Source organism: Rhodococcus sp. DK176 (assembly GCF_038447315.2).
Classification (GTDB): domain Bacteria; phylum Actinomycetota; class Actinomycetes; order Mycobacteriales; family Mycobacteriaceae; genus Rhodococcus_F; species Rhodococcus_F jostii_A.
The window spans coordinates 4,482,828-4,495,120 of record NZ_CP118321.2 but is presented as its reverse complement, the minus strand read 5'-3'; the positions used below and the strand labels follow the sequence as shown (position 1 = coordinate 4,495,120).

Here is a 12,293-nt window from a genome sequence, read left to right as displayed (position 1 = left end):
GGCTACTTCTTCTTCGCCGCCGCAGCCTTCTTCGCCTCGGCCTTCGCGGCCTTCTTGAACTCGCGGACCTCGTGGAGACTCGTGTCGTCCACGACGTCCGCGATCGAACGCCGTGAGCCCTCGGTGCCGTAGTCCCCTGCGGCCTCCCGCCAGCCCTTCGGCTCCACACCGATCTGCTTGCCGAGCAGCGCCAGGAAGATGCGGGCTTTCTGATCGCCGTACCCCGGCAGCGCCTTCAGCCGCTTCAGGACCTCTTTGCCGTCGGGGTCGCCGCTCGTCCACAACGCCTCGACGCTGCCGTCGTAGTTCTCGACGAGGAACGCGCACAGCGACTGGATGCGGGTGGCCATCGATCCGGGAAACCGGTGGACCGCCGGGGTCTGCGAGCAGACGGCCGCGAACTCCTCCGGATCCATCTCCGCGATGCGATGCACCTCGAGGCCGCCGAGCCGGTCGTCCAGCTTCTTCGGACCCGCGAACGCCGTCTCCATCGGCACCTGCTGATCGAGCAACATCCCGATGAGCAACGCCAGCGGATCACTCGCCAGGAGTGCGTCGGCGTCCGGATCCCCTACCAGATTCAGCGTGCGTGCCATGGTCCGATCCTGCCATCCCACGATCGGGCGGGTGCGCCCTTCACCTCGACGCGCGGTTTATTCACAGAGTTATCCACATCACTGCATTACCGGTCGGTACGCTCCAGCATCGCGGCCACGCCGGCGATCAGACCGTCGCGCCAGTGCAGGACGTCGTGGCCCCCGCAGAACTCGCGGTACCGCACGTCGTTGCCGGCGCCGGCCAACAGGTCGCGCACCTCGCGGTTGGGTTCGACGAGCATCCATTCGAGGGTCCCGACCTCCACACTGAACCGACTGGTCGACGGGGCCGCGGCGCGGACGCGGTCCTGGAAAGGGACTCCCGGTCCCGAGCCGGGCCACCAGAACGATCCGGACAGGCTGACGGCGCAGCCGAACACGTGCGGGGCCGTCAGCGCGAGGTGGCACGCCGCCAGTCCGCCCAGGCTGCAGCCGGCCACGATCGTCGACGCGGGGTCGTCGGTGGCACCCCATTCCCGCCGCAGCCAGGGAAGCAGTTCGCCGGCGAGACCGGCGGCGAACGCGGGACTGCAGCCGAGCTCCTGGGATCGCAGTTCGGGTCCGACACTGTCGACCATCACGACGAGCGGAACCCGGTGCCCGGCACGTCCGAGTGCGTCGACGGCGCCCGCGATCGGCAGGTCGACCGCCCACGTCCGGCCGTCCAGCAACACCACGACCGGACGATTCCGAGCAGCGAGTCCGGGCGGTTCGCAGACCCACACCGACCGTCGCGTACCCGACAGCGTGAACGTCGTCTCGTGAAGCGCGCCGCGGCCCGGCCGGTCCGTCCACCAGAGCTGCGCGGGCGCTGCCGGCATCACCGCCTCGGAGCTGTCGCCGGTCTGCACCACCCGCGTCGGCAGTGGGTTGAACGGGTCGGGTTGCGCGTCGGCGAGCACGCTCCGCCACCACTGCCAGCCCGGGGTGTCGCCGGGAACTGTCAGTGGTTCCGTCCGGGGAATGAAACGGTAAGCGCCCCGCCACTTCTCGGGGACCTCGATCGAGAGCGACCACAGGTCGGTGCCGGGTAGCCGCGACAGCGCGGCCTGTTCCAGGCGGGAGCGGTCGGTGATTCCGTTGGCGTCGAGGTAGACGTGCCGCGTGCGTGACGTGCGCTCGTCGCCGTCCGGATCCCGCCAGCAGAACGTGGCGATCACACAGCCGGGGTCGCCCCCATCCCGCTCGATGAGGGGACTGCCCACGGCGGTGAGACGGCCCCAGAACGCGGGGACGCCGTCACGCGTCAGGTCGTCGATCGACCGTGCGCGCACGACGCGACGCTCGGGTCCCGGCACTCGTTGCAGCATCCAACTCCCCATTCGAATGTAGGTAACGCTAACCTAAATCAGCTTCCTTACCCGTGCGAAAGAGAGTCCTACCGTGAAACTTCGTCGCTCACTGGCAGCCGTCGCTGTCCTCGCCGTCGGGATCGGCGCTGCCGCGTGCTCGTCCGATCCCGATTCCGACGCCGCGACCACCGGCACCACCGCCGCGTCCGACCAGAACTGGCCGCGCACCGTCACCGACGAGACCGGCAGCGTCACGATCGAACAGAAGCCCGAGCGGATCGTGTCCACCAGCGTCACCCTCACCGGCTCACTACTCGCCCTCGACGCCCCCCTGATCGGTACCGGCGCGCAGAGAGCCAGCGACGTCACCGACGAGAACGGTCTGTTCACGCAGTGGGCGGACATCGCCGCCGAGCGCGGCGTCGAGACGCTGTACCAGGGCGAACCCAACGTCGAGAAGATCACCGCCGCCGATCCGGACCTCATCTTCGTGTCCGCCACCGGCGGCGACTCGGCGCTCGATCAGGTGGACACGTTGAAGCAGATCGCGCCCGTCGTGGTGCTGCGATACGACGACAAGTCGTGGCAGGCCCTCAGCGGACAGATCGCCGCGGCCATCGGGGCCGAGGAGCAGGCCGACGCCGTCGTCGCGAAGTTCGACCAGCAACTCGACGACGCCAAGTCGGCGCTGGGCGACAGGGTCGCTGCGGCGAACCCGGTGAATGTGCTCGCATACAACTCGCCGGAGGAGTCGCGGATCTTCACCGCCGACTCGGCGCAGGGCATCCTGCTGGAACGCCTCGGATTCTCGCTTGCCGAGCTGCCGTCCGACCTCACCGCCGCCGACAAGGGCATCATGGCCGGCCGCAAGGACGTCGTGCCTGCCGGGCAGGAGAACCTGCCGCGTGCGGTGCCCGGCAACACCACGTTCATCGTGATCGGTGAAGCAGCGGACGCCGACAGGTTCCTCGCCGATCCGACGCTGCGGGAGACGCCGTCCGTGGAGAAGAAGCAGGTGATCGGGCTCGGGAAGGACAGCTTCCGCCTCGACTACTACAGCGCGTCCAACCTGATCGACCGGGTCACGAACACAGTGCGATAACGCTCACCCCGTGTCGGCGCGGCCCATACCGGGTACCTCTACGTGAAAGGGACTCCGGTCCGTTCGCACAACCCGAAGGACACCCGATGGCCCAGAACGAAACGAACCGAGCCAACGGGATGAGCCGCGCCGTCGACAGGGCAACCGACAGCAACACTTTCGAACGGGTCGCGCGCGCCGGCCACGTGATGAGCGGTTTCGTCCACCTGCTGATCGCGTACATCATCGTCCAGCTGGCGTTCGGCACCGGCGGCAACGCCGATCAGTCCGGGGCCCTCGGCGCCCTGGCCGCCAAACCCGGTGGCCGGTTCGTGCTGTGGGTGGCGATGGTCGCGTTCATCGCGATGGCGCTGTGGCGGCTCGCCGAGACCGTTCTCGGACCCCATGCCACCGAGAATTCCGGGGGCGACGGCGAAAAGACGTCCCTGCTGGACCGCGCGAAGGCGTTCGGCCTGGCCGTCGTCTACTTCGCGTTCGCCTTCTCGGCTTACCAGTTCGCGAGCGGCGGCGGGAAATCGAGCGGTCAGCAGAACGCCGGAATGAGTGCACGCCTCATGGAGTCCGGGGGAGGCAAGATCCTTCTCGTGGTGGTGGGTCTCGGCGCAATCGCGATCGGCGGCTACCACATCTACAAGGGGGCGTCGAAGAACTTCCTGGACGACCTGAAGGGCACCCCGTCGAAGCTCGTCGAGCCCCTCGGAGTGGTCGGCTACGTAGCCAAGGGCCTCGTCATCGCGGGCGCGGGCGTGCTGGTGATCGTGGCGGTCTTCAACGCCGACCCGTCCAAGGCCACGGGCCTCGACGGCGCGGTCAAGACCCTGGGTTCGGCGCCGTTCGGGCAGTTCCTCCTCGTCCTCGCCGGACTGGGCATCGCCGCGTACGGGCTGTACAGCTTCGTGATGGCGCGCTACGCCAGGATGTAGAGACACGTCCGGCCGCTCACCCGCCAAGGGTGAGCGGCCGGACGTCGTCTACTAGGACTTCGGCAGGTCCAGGCGTGATTCGGTGGCCGCGAGCAGCACGCACGTCGCGACACCGTTCATCGACTTGTCCAGATCCTCCATCGAGGGGAAGCTCGGCGCGAGCCGGATGTTCTTGTCCTCGGGGTCGACACCGTACGGGAACGCCGATCCGGCGGCGGTGAGCGCGATCCCCGCGTCCTTCGCCAGAGCGATGACGCGCTTCGCGGTGCCCTCGACGACGTCCAGGCTGATGAAATATCCGCCCTTCGGCTCCGTCCACGACGCCACCTTCGACGCCCCGAGACGATCCTCGAGAATCTTCAGGACGAGCGCGAACTTCGGCGCCAGGATCTCGCGGTGCTTCTCCATGTGGGCGCGCACGCCCTCGGCGTCACCGAAGAACCGCAGGTGCCGCAGCTGGTTCAGCTTGTCGGGACCGATGCTCTTCTTACCGAGGTACTTCTGGTACCAGGCCAGGTTCGCGGTCGAGGAACCGAAGAAGCTGACGCCGGCACCGGCGAACGTGATCTTCGACGTCGACGCGAACACGAGCGGCCGGTTCGGGTTACCCGCCTCTGCGGCCATCCCGAGGATGTCCAGCGACGGCGCCGTCTCGCCGACGAGCGGGTGGACGGCATAGGCGTTGTCCCAGAACAGCCGGAAGTCGGGGGCGGCGGTCGGCATCGACGCCAACGTCCGCGTGACCTCTTCCGAGTACACCGCGCCCGTGGGATTGGAGTAGTTGGGGACGGCCCACAGACCCTTGATCTGCGGATCGTTCGCCACCAGCTCGGAGATGACGCCCACGTCGGGGCCGTCCGGGCGCATCGGCACCGGGATCATCTCGATGCCGTAGGTCTCGGTGATCCCGAAGTGGCGGTCGTAACCGGGTGCCGGGCACAGGAACTTGACCTTCTCCTCCTGCGACCACGGGCGCGGGGAGTCGGGGGTGCCGTGCAGCAGGGCGAACACGACGTTGTCGTGCATGATCTCGAGGCTGGCGTTGTTGCCGGCGAGCAGGTTCTCGACGGGGATGCCGAGCAGTTCACCGAAGATGGCGCGCAGCTCCGGCAGACCGGTCAGCCCACCGTAGTTGCGGGTGTCGGTGCCGTTGCCGTCGCGGAAGTCGCCGTCACCGGGCAGTGTCAGCAGCGCCGCCGACAGATCCAGCTGCTCGGGCGAGGGCTTGCCGCGAGTGAGGTCGAGCGTGAGCTTCTCCGTCTTCAGCTGCGCGTAACTCGCAGTCTGGCGCTCGTGCTCCGAAAGTAGTTCCTCATGGCTCATCAACCCGATCTGGGTCTGGTTGGTCATCAGGAGCGGCCTCTCACCGACGTCGTGGGTCGGGTATGCGAAAGATAGGGGACCCCGCGCACCCGGCAGAGCCCGTTGACCCTTGCTGCCTTCCGGCCCTGGGGGAGTTCACAGGATGCGCGCCGCGCGGGATCCACCACAGAGTGTAGACGGCCCCGAGACGTGGTCGGGATCCACCCCGGCCCGGGCCCGACGCCGCACCTCTGACCACGGCCAGTGCTACCGTCGCCCCCGCATTCGGCCACCTTCGGCAAAGGATCGGGATGAAACTCAGAAGGACAGCACACGCGGTGACACTCGCCGCCGTCGTGGCAGCACTGTCGGCGTGCGGCGGAGGCAGCGACGACGCAGCCACGTCGGACGCGGTGAGCTGGGACGCGGCCGAGCCGTGCACGCTCGCCGACGATGCGACGCTCGCACCGCTTCTCACGGCAGGCGCCGGCGAGGGCACCGCCACCGACAGTCCCGAACGTCGCGCCTGCACGTGGGGCAAGCCCGAGGCACTGAACACCGTGACGATCACCACTACGAGCGCGCCGGAACCGGTCGACCCGCTGCGCACGATCGACGTCGGCGGACTCGAGGGGCGCGCACTCGCCGAGAGCAAGTACCAGTGCATCCTCGAGGTCACCACCGATGCGGGCACCCTGTCGATCGAGACGAAATTCGGTCTCGACGCCACCGCGAACCCGGACACGTCCTGCGACCGGTCCGTCCCCCTCGCCGAGCACGCCCTCACCCAGCTGAAGTGGGCCTAGAACGGGCGGCTACCTGGCCGTTTAACGGTGAGCCGCCGTCGTTGGGTATGCTCCTCCACGGAGGATTCGCCTAGTGGCCTATGGCGCTCGCCTGGAACGCGGGTTGGGTTAACGCCCTCAGGGGTTCAAATCCCCTATCCTCCGCCACAGGAACCCCTGTGAACTGCTGAGAAGCGGTTCGCAGGGGTTCCTTTTTCGGTCCTCAGAGCGACCACCGACCGGCTGCCGGAGCCGAAAGTCCTGGCCACAACGGGCGCAACCCGTTATCTTCCTGTTATCGTCGGCGGTGCAGCGTTCGCTGTGCTGTGTGTCGATTCGAGATAAAAGGACATTCGTATGGCGATTCGTCGCACCCGCGCACTGATCGTGGGTTTGGTCGCAGTGTTGGCATCGGGCCTCGTGTCCGTATTGGCCGGAACCGGCGTCGCCCACGCCGACTCGGCCCTGATCTCGGTGTATTCACCGTCGATGGACAAGGACATTCCCGTCAAGGTGCTCAAGGCCGCGGGCGGCGGCCCCGCGCCGACCCTGTACCTGCTCGACGGTCTGCGGGCACCGGACGACAACAACGGCTGGCTGATCGAGACCGACGTGGAGAGTTTCTTCGCCGGCAAGCACGTCAACGTGGTCATCCCGTTCGGCGGTGGCGGAACCTTCTACTCCGACTGGCAGCGCGACGACCCGAAGCTCGGCCGCGTCAAGTGGGAGACGTTCCTGACCAATGAGCTGCCCCCGGTGATGGCTTCCCAGTTCGGCAGCGACGGGGTGAACAACGCGGTCGCGGGTCTGTCGATGAGCGGCACCTCCGCGTTGAACCTCGCCACTCACCGCCCCGACTTCTACAAGGCGGTCGCGTCGTACAGCGGTTACCCGACGGCCAGCTCGCCCGGCTTCGCGCAGGGCATCCAGGTGTCCGTCGCCCAGATGGGTGGCAACGCGCTGAACATGTGGGGCTTCTGGCCGTCGGGTGCGTGGCTTCGCAACGACCCGCTGCTCAACGTCGGCGCGCTGCGCGGCAAGTCCGTCTACATCTCGTCGGGCGCAGGCTCGACGGCCAGCGATCCGACCGTCGACCCGGACAGCGCCTCGTTCGACCCGGTGAAGTTCTCGCAGACGGTCCCCCTCGAGACCGCCTCCGGTCTGAGCAGCAAGGTGTTCGTGCCCGCGGCGCAGCGCGCCGGCGCCAACCTGCAGACCCACATCACCGACGACGGCCTCCACACGTGGAACTACTGGCAGGACCGCTTGCACGAGTCCTGGGCCAACACGCTGGCGCCCGCCCTCGGAACCTCCTGAGCCAGGCGTCGTGAGCGCCTGACCTACGCCACAGTGGCCCCCGATTTCCGGATCGGGGGCCACTGTCGTCGGCTGCGGTGTTTGATGTGGAGTGTGCCGATCGACGACAGCAGGCAGATGCTCGCGCTGGCGGTGGTGCTGTCCACGCTGGCCGGTTACGTCGACGCGCTGGGATTCATCACGCTCGGCGGGTTCTTCGTCGCGTTCATGAGCGGCAACCTCACCCGGTTCAGTGTCGGGTTCGCGGACGCCGCGTGGGCGCACGCGGCGACGGCTGCCGCGGTGATCGGCATGTTCGTTCTCGGCTGCGCCCTGGGCGCAGTGGTCGTGCACCTGTCCGATCGTCGGCGCCTGCCCGTCCGGACGACGGTGCTCGCGGTCGTGTCGGGACTGCTGATCGTCGGCGCGGTGGCCGCGACTGTCGGGGCGAGCACGGTGGCCGTCGGCGCGATGCTGCTCGCGATGGGCGCCGAGAACTCCTTCTTCCAGCGCGACGGCGAGGTCACCATCGGTCTCACCTACATGACGGGCGCGCTCGTGAAGATGGGACATCGGCTGGCCGGGGCCCTGTTCGGCGGACCGCGGTGGGCGTGGCTACGGCACTTCGCGTTGTGGGCCGGTCTGGTGGTGGGAGCGGTGACGGGCGCCCTCGCGCACCACTGGATCGGGCTGGACGCCCTGTGGTTCGCTGCCGTCCTGTCGGCAGCGCTGACCGTCACCGTCCACTTGAGGATCGACCGCGCTACTCGCCGCCCGCAGTTGTCGTGACCGGGTTGCCTGCGGAGTCGAGGGTCCACCACACGCTGCCGACCGCCTGTCCGAATGCGTCACCGGGTTCGTTGTCGTCCTTGTAGCGGTACACGGGGCGGCCGTTGACGGTGAGCTGGTGGGTGCCGTCCGGCGCCGGGATGGTGTCGATGACGACTTCCTGCAGCCCCTGGACCGTCGGGTTCTCGGTGACGGAGGTGACCGGCGGCCACGATTGCAGGCAGGTGTCGCGGCACGAACTGGCGCCGGAACCGACCTCGTCGTTGTCGTACACGTAGACTGTCATGCCGCCGTCGTCGACCATCACCTCGCCGAGCGTCGTCGGTCCCATCTTCAGGACTGGTGTTCCGGGCGCGGCGGGCGGGGACGTCGGCGTCGGCGACACCGGGGCGTTGCCACCCGTGTCGCCGGAATCGGTGCTGTCGTAGGCGCAACTCGAGAAGGTCAGGCTGACGGCGGCGATCGCTGCCAGCGCCCATGTTCGTCTCATGGAGTCCTCGTTCTCTGTGACGGCGAAGTGGCGGGCCTCCGGGGAACCTCTGCGGACCCGTGCATACAGTTCACCTCGAGTTGCGTGCCGGTGCGGGCACTTCGGGCGATGTGACCGGCCCGCACGTGTCGGTCTGCGTGATTAGGCTCCTGTGCATGGGCTGGTACACGCCGACCTCACCGTCGCCCGACCTCACCGACACCCTGGTGTGCGGGTGGTCCGCGCGCACGCAGGGCGAGCATCTGCTGGTGCCGGACGCGTGCATGGACATCCTGTGGATCCGGGGGGTGGGAATCCGCGTGTGCGGTCCCGAGACCACGGCGTGGTCGTTCACGCTGCCGCCGGGCACCGAATCCGTCGGCGTCCGTTTCCGTCCCGGCGCCGCCTCGCATCTGCTGCGGACGTCGGCGGCCGAGGTCCGCAACATCCGGGTCGGTCTCGGGGACGTGGTCGGGTCCACGTGGGAACGGACACTGACCGACCGGCTCGACAATGCGCCCGGTTACGCGGAACGAATCGCCCTGTTCGAGAACGCCGTGCGCGCGTGGCGAAACCGTGGACCGGACGCCGACCCGCTGATCGGCACCGTCCGGCAGGCGCTGTCCCGGCACTCGTGGAACGTGGGCGCGCTCGCCGACGCCGCCTCCGTCACGGAGCGGCAACTGCAGCGGCGATGCAACGACGCGTTCGGATACGGGCCCGCCACCCTCCGCGGCATCCTGCGGCTGCAGCGGTTCATGGCGCTGGCGCAGTCGGGGACGCGGGCCGGGCTCGCCGACCTCGCCGCCACCGCCGGCTACAGCGACCAGGCGCACCTGTCGCGGGAATGCCGGCGGATCTCCTCGCTCACCCCGTCCGACCTCCTCGCCAGCGAGGCCCCCGACTGGCACGGGACGGAATCCGTCGTCGATGTCGGAAATGTTCAAGCCATCGGGCCCCGGACGGGAGAAGAATCGGCCGCATGACCTCGACAACCGAAACCCCCGCAGCCCATTACCGCGACCTTGCCGCGAAGTTCACGAAGCGCGTCGAATCCGTGCCCACGGAACGCTGGGACGACGCGTCCCCGTGTGACGGCTGGACGGCCCGCGACGTCGTGCGGCACGTGATCGACACGCAGCGCTACATCGTCACCGTCGTCGATCTGGAACTGCCGGTGCCGCCGTCCGTCGACGAAGACCCGGTAGCCGCCTGGGCGGCCACGCGCGACGGCATGCAGGAGATCCTGGACGATCCGGCCCGGGTGAGCCGCGAGTACGACGGGCACTTCGGCCGCACCGACCTCGGCAAGACCATCGACAGCTTCTACTGCTTCGACCTGGTGATCCACGGCTGGGACCTCGCCCGGGCCACCGGCCTCGACGAGACCATCCCGGCCGACGACCTGACCTGGGTGGGTGGCGTCGCGGAGCAACTGGGCGACAACATCCGCACGGCCGGGGTGTGCGGCCCCGCCGTGGACGTCCCCGCGGGCGCCGACGAGCAGACCAGGGTCCTGGCCTTCCTCGGCCGCAAGGCCTGACCCGAGCGCCTGCCCGGTCGCGCTTGTAACCTCGGGTCATGAGCGTGCCGGGCAGGGTTGCCGCGCTGACGGCGGTGTCACTGGCCGCTGCGCTGCTCGGCGGTGACGTGGTCGCGGTGGCCGATCCCGAACCCCGGGGCGCGTCCGGTCTGCCTGCGCGTGGCCTCGTCACCTCGGCGCCGATCGCGTCCGCGGTCATGTTCGCCGGGACCACCGGCGACGCCGCTCCCTCACAGCGGGTTCCGGGTGAGGAGTCGGACGGGCAGTCGGCCACCAGCCACCGCTTCGGCGAGTACCCGTACATGCGGTACGAGGTCCGGTTCGGTCCGGAGCCCGCAGGAACGGACGTGACCTGGCACGGACGTTCGGTGAATCTCGACGACCTCGCGATGCACGTGTGGGACGAGGAGGAGCAGAGCTGGGGTGAGCCGGTCGCGACGGCGCAGCCGTCCGAACCGGGCGGTCCGGTCACCCTGACCACCCGGATCGAGGGCGAGGACACCGCGCAGATCCTCGTCATCGACGGTCCGCGACGGGACCGGAGTTTCCGCGAGGCCAACGCGACAGCCGATCAGCAGTTCGCCGACCCGAACGCGTACGACTTCGCGCTGCAGCACATCTCCGACACCCAGTACGTGTCGCGGGACCGGCCGGAGGTGTACTTCGACATGACCCGCTGGACCGCCGAGAACGCCGCCGAACGCAAGATCGCCTATTCCATGCACACGGGCGACCTCGTCCAGAGTTGGATACGTCCGGGTGCACCCGAGTCCCGCGCCCGGCCCGAGTTCGAGGTGGCCGACAAGGCGATGGCGACGCTCGAAGAGGCAGGCATTCCCTACGGCGTCCTGCCCGGCAACCACGACAACCTGTGGAACGTCGGCGGACGGCTCATTCCCGGCGAACACGAGAAGAACCACGCCCTCTACAACGAGTTCTTCGGGCCGTGGCGGTACCGCGACCGGCCCTACTGGGGCGAATCCGTCACGGACACGGACAATTCGGCGCACTACGACCTGCTCGACATCGCCGGCGCGAAATTCCTGATGCTCTACATCGGCTACAACCCGCCCGAGCACGTACTGCAGTGGGCCGAGGACGTGCTCGCCGACCACCCGGACCGCAACGTGATGATCGGCAGCCACTACTACCTGGACGAGGACGGCTCGCTGCGGATGAGTGGGTTCGGCGACATCGGTAGCAGTGCGGGACAGCAGATCTGGAACCGGCTCGTCGTTCCGTTCGACACGGTGTTTCTGGTCCTCGCGGGACACGTCGACGGGCAGACGACGGTCACCGACCGGAAGGTGGGCGACACGGATCGGAAGGTTGTGGAGTTGCTCGCCGACTACCAGTACTTCACGGTGGACAGCCGCCGCGAGACCGGGTTCCAGCGACTCCTGCAGTTCGATCTCGACGGCGGAACGCTCGCCGTCACGACGCACTCCCCCACGCTGGACAGCTTCCGGGTGGAGGACTTCGATCCGCAGCGTCGCTACCAGCCCGGTGACGGGGACTTCGTCACCGGTGTGGAGTTGCGGGCCGATTTGCCGCGCGCCGTCATGCCCGCGCCCTGAGGTGTAGGTCGATCAGCTGCGCGACGAAACTGTCCACGTCGAAGTCGCCGACGATCACCTCGATGCTGCGGGTGGCGCGGAGGGTCGCCACCCCGTGCAGCTGGGTCCACAGGTTCAACGCGACCACGTGCGGGTCCGCGGAGCCGGTGTCCGCGACGAATGCGACGACCGTCTCGAACAGGGGTTTCGAGTGTTGCCGCAGGTCCTCTCCCGACCCTTCGAGCAGGTCGTGCCGGAACATCAACTCGAACAGGGTGCGGTGGGTGTCGGCGAAGGAGAGGTACTGCCGTGCCGTCCGCCGCACTCGTGCGAGGGGGTCCGACTCGGACGCGGTCGCCGACCGGAGCTCGTCGGACAGCTCGGCGAATCCTGATGCGGCGATCGCGGCGAGCAACGCTTTGTGAGTGGGAAAGTACCGCCGCGGCGCGCCGTGTGAGACACCCGCGTGCCGGGCGACGGCGCGTAGCCCGACGGCGTCGATGCCACCCTGGTCCAGCAATTCGCGGCCACTGTCGATCAGCCGCACGCGCAGGGATTGCACTTCTCCACTCATGTAGACAGTGTCTATCATGGCGTGAGTAGACAATGTCTACTCACGCTTCGGCGCCCAAGTGAGGAG

At 68.2% G+C, this 12,293-nt stretch carries 13 protein-coding genes, 1 tRNA gene and 1 other RNA gene; 9 read left to right on the top strand and 6 right to left on the bottom strand.

The window, feature by feature from the left end:
• Window positions 1-2: 2 nt before the first annotated feature.
• Both PSR88_RS21340 and fes read right to left on the bottom strand, forming a co-directional pair.
• Window positions 3-596, bottom strand: coding sequence for an HhH-GPD-type base excision DNA repair protein (locus tag PSR88_RS21340; protein ID WP_011596670.1), 594 nt, complete (start codon window positions 594-596; stop codon window positions 3-5).
• An 86-nt stretch (window positions 597-682) separates the two neighbouring features.
• A complete protein-coding gene (gene fes / locus PSR88_RS21335) occupies window positions 683-1,906 on the bottom strand; it encodes an enterochelin esterase (protein ID WP_016884480.1) in 1,224 nt (407 codons plus the stop codon).
• A gap of 73 nt (window positions 1,907-1,979) precedes the next feature.
• On the opposite strand from fes, the gene fepB reads away from it, so the two are divergent.
• Window positions 1,980-2,990, top strand: coding sequence for a Fe2+-enterobactin ABC transporter substrate-binding protein (gene fepB, locus PSR88_RS21330; RefSeq protein ID WP_011596668.1), 1,011 nt, complete (start codon window positions 1,980-1,982; stop codon window positions 2,988-2,990).
• 86 nt (window positions 2,991-3,076) lie between these two features.
• Window positions 3,077-3,913, top strand: coding sequence for a DUF1206 domain-containing protein (locus PSR88_RS21325; protein WP_011596667.1), 837 nt, complete (start codon window positions 3,077-3,079; stop codon window positions 3,911-3,913).
• Window positions 3,914-3,964: 51 nt separating this feature from the next.
• Here the strand turns inward: PSR88_RS21325 and PSR88_RS21320 are convergent, their stop codons facing one another.
• Both PSR88_RS21320 and ffs read right to left on the bottom strand, forming a co-directional pair.
• On the bottom strand, window positions 3,965-5,263 hold the full coding sequence (locus PSR88_RS21320) for an aminotransferase class I/II-fold pyridoxal phosphate-dependent enzyme (protein ID WP_011596666.1): 1,299 nt from the start codon (window positions 5,261-5,263) through the stop codon (window positions 3,965-3,967).
• A 43-nt stretch (window positions 5,264-5,306) separates the two neighbouring features.
• Window positions 5,307-5,401, bottom strand: an RNA gene (gene ffs, locus PSR88_RS21315) — signal recognition particle sRNA small type.
• A 125-nt stretch (window positions 5,402-5,526) separates the two neighbouring features.
• Between ffs and PSR88_RS21310 the strand changes: the two genes are divergently transcribed.
• From PSR88_RS21310 to PSR88_RS21295, 4 genes are all read left to right on the top strand, one after another.
• The gene (locus PSR88_RS21310) at window positions 5,527-6,021 is read left to right on the top strand and encodes a DUF3558 family protein (protein WP_011596665.1); all 495 of its coding nucleotides are present in this window, start codon (window positions 5,527-5,529) and stop codon (window positions 6,019-6,021) included.
• 59 nt (window positions 6,022-6,080) lie between these two features.
• Window positions 6,081-6,168, top strand: a tRNA-Ser gene (locus PSR88_RS21305).
• Between the two features lie 189 nt (window positions 6,169-6,357).
• Window positions 6,358-7,317: an alpha/beta hydrolase gene (locus PSR88_RS21300; RefSeq protein WP_009477251.1), complete on the top strand. Its 960-nt coding sequence runs from the start codon at window positions 6,358-6,360 to the stop codon at window positions 7,315-7,317.
• A gap of 84 nt (window positions 7,318-7,401) precedes the next feature.
• A complete protein-coding gene (locus tag PSR88_RS21295) occupies window positions 7,402-8,085 on the top strand; it encodes a YoaK family protein (RefSeq protein WP_011596664.1) in 684 nt (227 codons plus the stop codon).
• Here PSR88_RS21295 and PSR88_RS21290 read toward each other — a convergent pair.
• Window positions 8,060-8,575: a hypothetical protein gene (locus PSR88_RS21290; RefSeq protein ID WP_005248698.1), complete on the bottom strand. Its 516-nt coding sequence runs from the start codon at window positions 8,573-8,575 to the stop codon at window positions 8,060-8,062. The genes PSR88_RS21295 and PSR88_RS21290 overlap by 26 nt on opposite strands.
• Before the next feature lie 155 nt (window positions 8,576-8,730).
• On the opposite strand from PSR88_RS21290, the gene PSR88_RS21285 reads away from it, so the two are divergent.
• From PSR88_RS21285 to PSR88_RS21275, 3 genes are read left to right on the top strand one after another with little or no spacing between them, the layout of a single operon-like run.
• Window positions 8,731-9,540, top strand: a complete 810-nt coding sequence (locus PSR88_RS21285; protein WP_029539704.1) for a helix-turn-helix domain-containing protein — start codon at window positions 8,731-8,733, stop codon at window positions 9,538-9,540.
• Complete coding sequence (locus PSR88_RS21280) at window positions 9,537-10,097, top strand: TIGR03086 family metal-binding protein (protein WP_016884478.1); 561 nt, start codon at window positions 9,537-9,539, stop codon at window positions 10,095-10,097. Before PSR88_RS21285 ends, PSR88_RS21280 begins: the two co-directional genes overlap by 4 nt.
• A 38-nt stretch (window positions 10,098-10,135) precedes the next feature.
• Window positions 10,136-11,674: a metallophosphoesterase gene (locus tag PSR88_RS21275; RefSeq protein ID WP_016884477.1), complete on the top strand. Its 1,539-nt coding sequence runs from the start codon at window positions 10,136-10,138 to the stop codon at window positions 11,672-11,674.
• On the opposite strand, the gene PSR88_RS21270 is transcribed toward PSR88_RS21275, so the two are convergent.
• Window positions 11,658-12,245 (bottom strand): TetR/AcrR family transcriptional regulator, encoded by a 588-nt coding sequence (locus tag PSR88_RS21270; protein ID WP_016884476.1) that lies wholly within the window; start codon window positions 12,243-12,245, stop codon window positions 11,658-11,660. The two genes, PSR88_RS21275 and PSR88_RS21270, sit on opposite strands and share 17 nt — an antisense overlap.
• Between the last annotated feature and the right edge of the window lie 48 nt (window positions 12,246-12,293).

Bases quoted from the DNA above. Each gene is read 5' to 3' on its own strand.
- PSR88_RS21340 (WP_011596670.1), bottom strand. From the start codon at position 596: ATGGCACGCACGCTGAATCTGGTAGGGGATCCGGACGCCGACGCACTC.
- fes (WP_016884480.1), bottom strand. From the start codon at position 1,906: ATGCTGCAACGAGTGCCGGGACCCGAGCGTCGCGTCGTGCGCGCACGG.
- PSR88_RS21325 (WP_011596667.1), top strand. From the start codon at position 3,077: ATGGCCCAGAACGAAACGAACCGAGCCAACGGGATGAGCCGCGCCGTC.
- PSR88_RS21320 (WP_011596666.1), bottom strand. From the start codon at position 5,263: ATGACCAACCAGACCCAGATCGGGTTGATGAGCCATGAGGAACTACTT.
- PSR88_RS21310 (WP_011596665.1), top strand. From the start codon at position 5,527: ATGAAACTCAGAAGGACAGCACACGCGGTGACACTCGCCGCCGTCGTG.
- PSR88_RS21300 (WP_009477251.1), top strand. From the start codon at position 6,358: ATGGCGATTCGTCGCACCCGCGCACTGATCGTGGGTTTGGTCGCAGTG.
- PSR88_RS21295 (WP_011596664.1), top strand. From the start codon at position 7,402: ATGTGGAGTGTGCCGATCGACGACAGCAGGCAGATGCTCGCGCTGGCG.
- PSR88_RS21290 (WP_005248698.1), bottom strand. From the start codon at position 8,575: ATGAGACGAACATGGGCGCTGGCAGCGATCGCCGCCGTCAGCCTGACC.
- PSR88_RS21285 (WP_029539704.1), top strand. From the start codon at position 8,731: ATGGGCTGGTACACGCCGACCTCACCGTCGCCCGACCTCACCGACACC.
- PSR88_RS21280 (WP_016884478.1), top strand. From the start codon at position 9,537: ATGACCTCGACAACCGAAACCCCCGCAGCCCATTACCGCGACCTTGCC.
- PSR88_RS21275 (WP_016884477.1), top strand. From the start codon at position 10,136: ATGAGCGTGCCGGGCAGGGTTGCCGCGCTGACGGCGGTGTCACTGGCC.
- PSR88_RS21270 (WP_016884476.1), bottom strand. From the start codon at position 12,245: ATGATAGACACTGTCTACATGAGTGGAGAAGTGCAATCCCTGCGCGTG.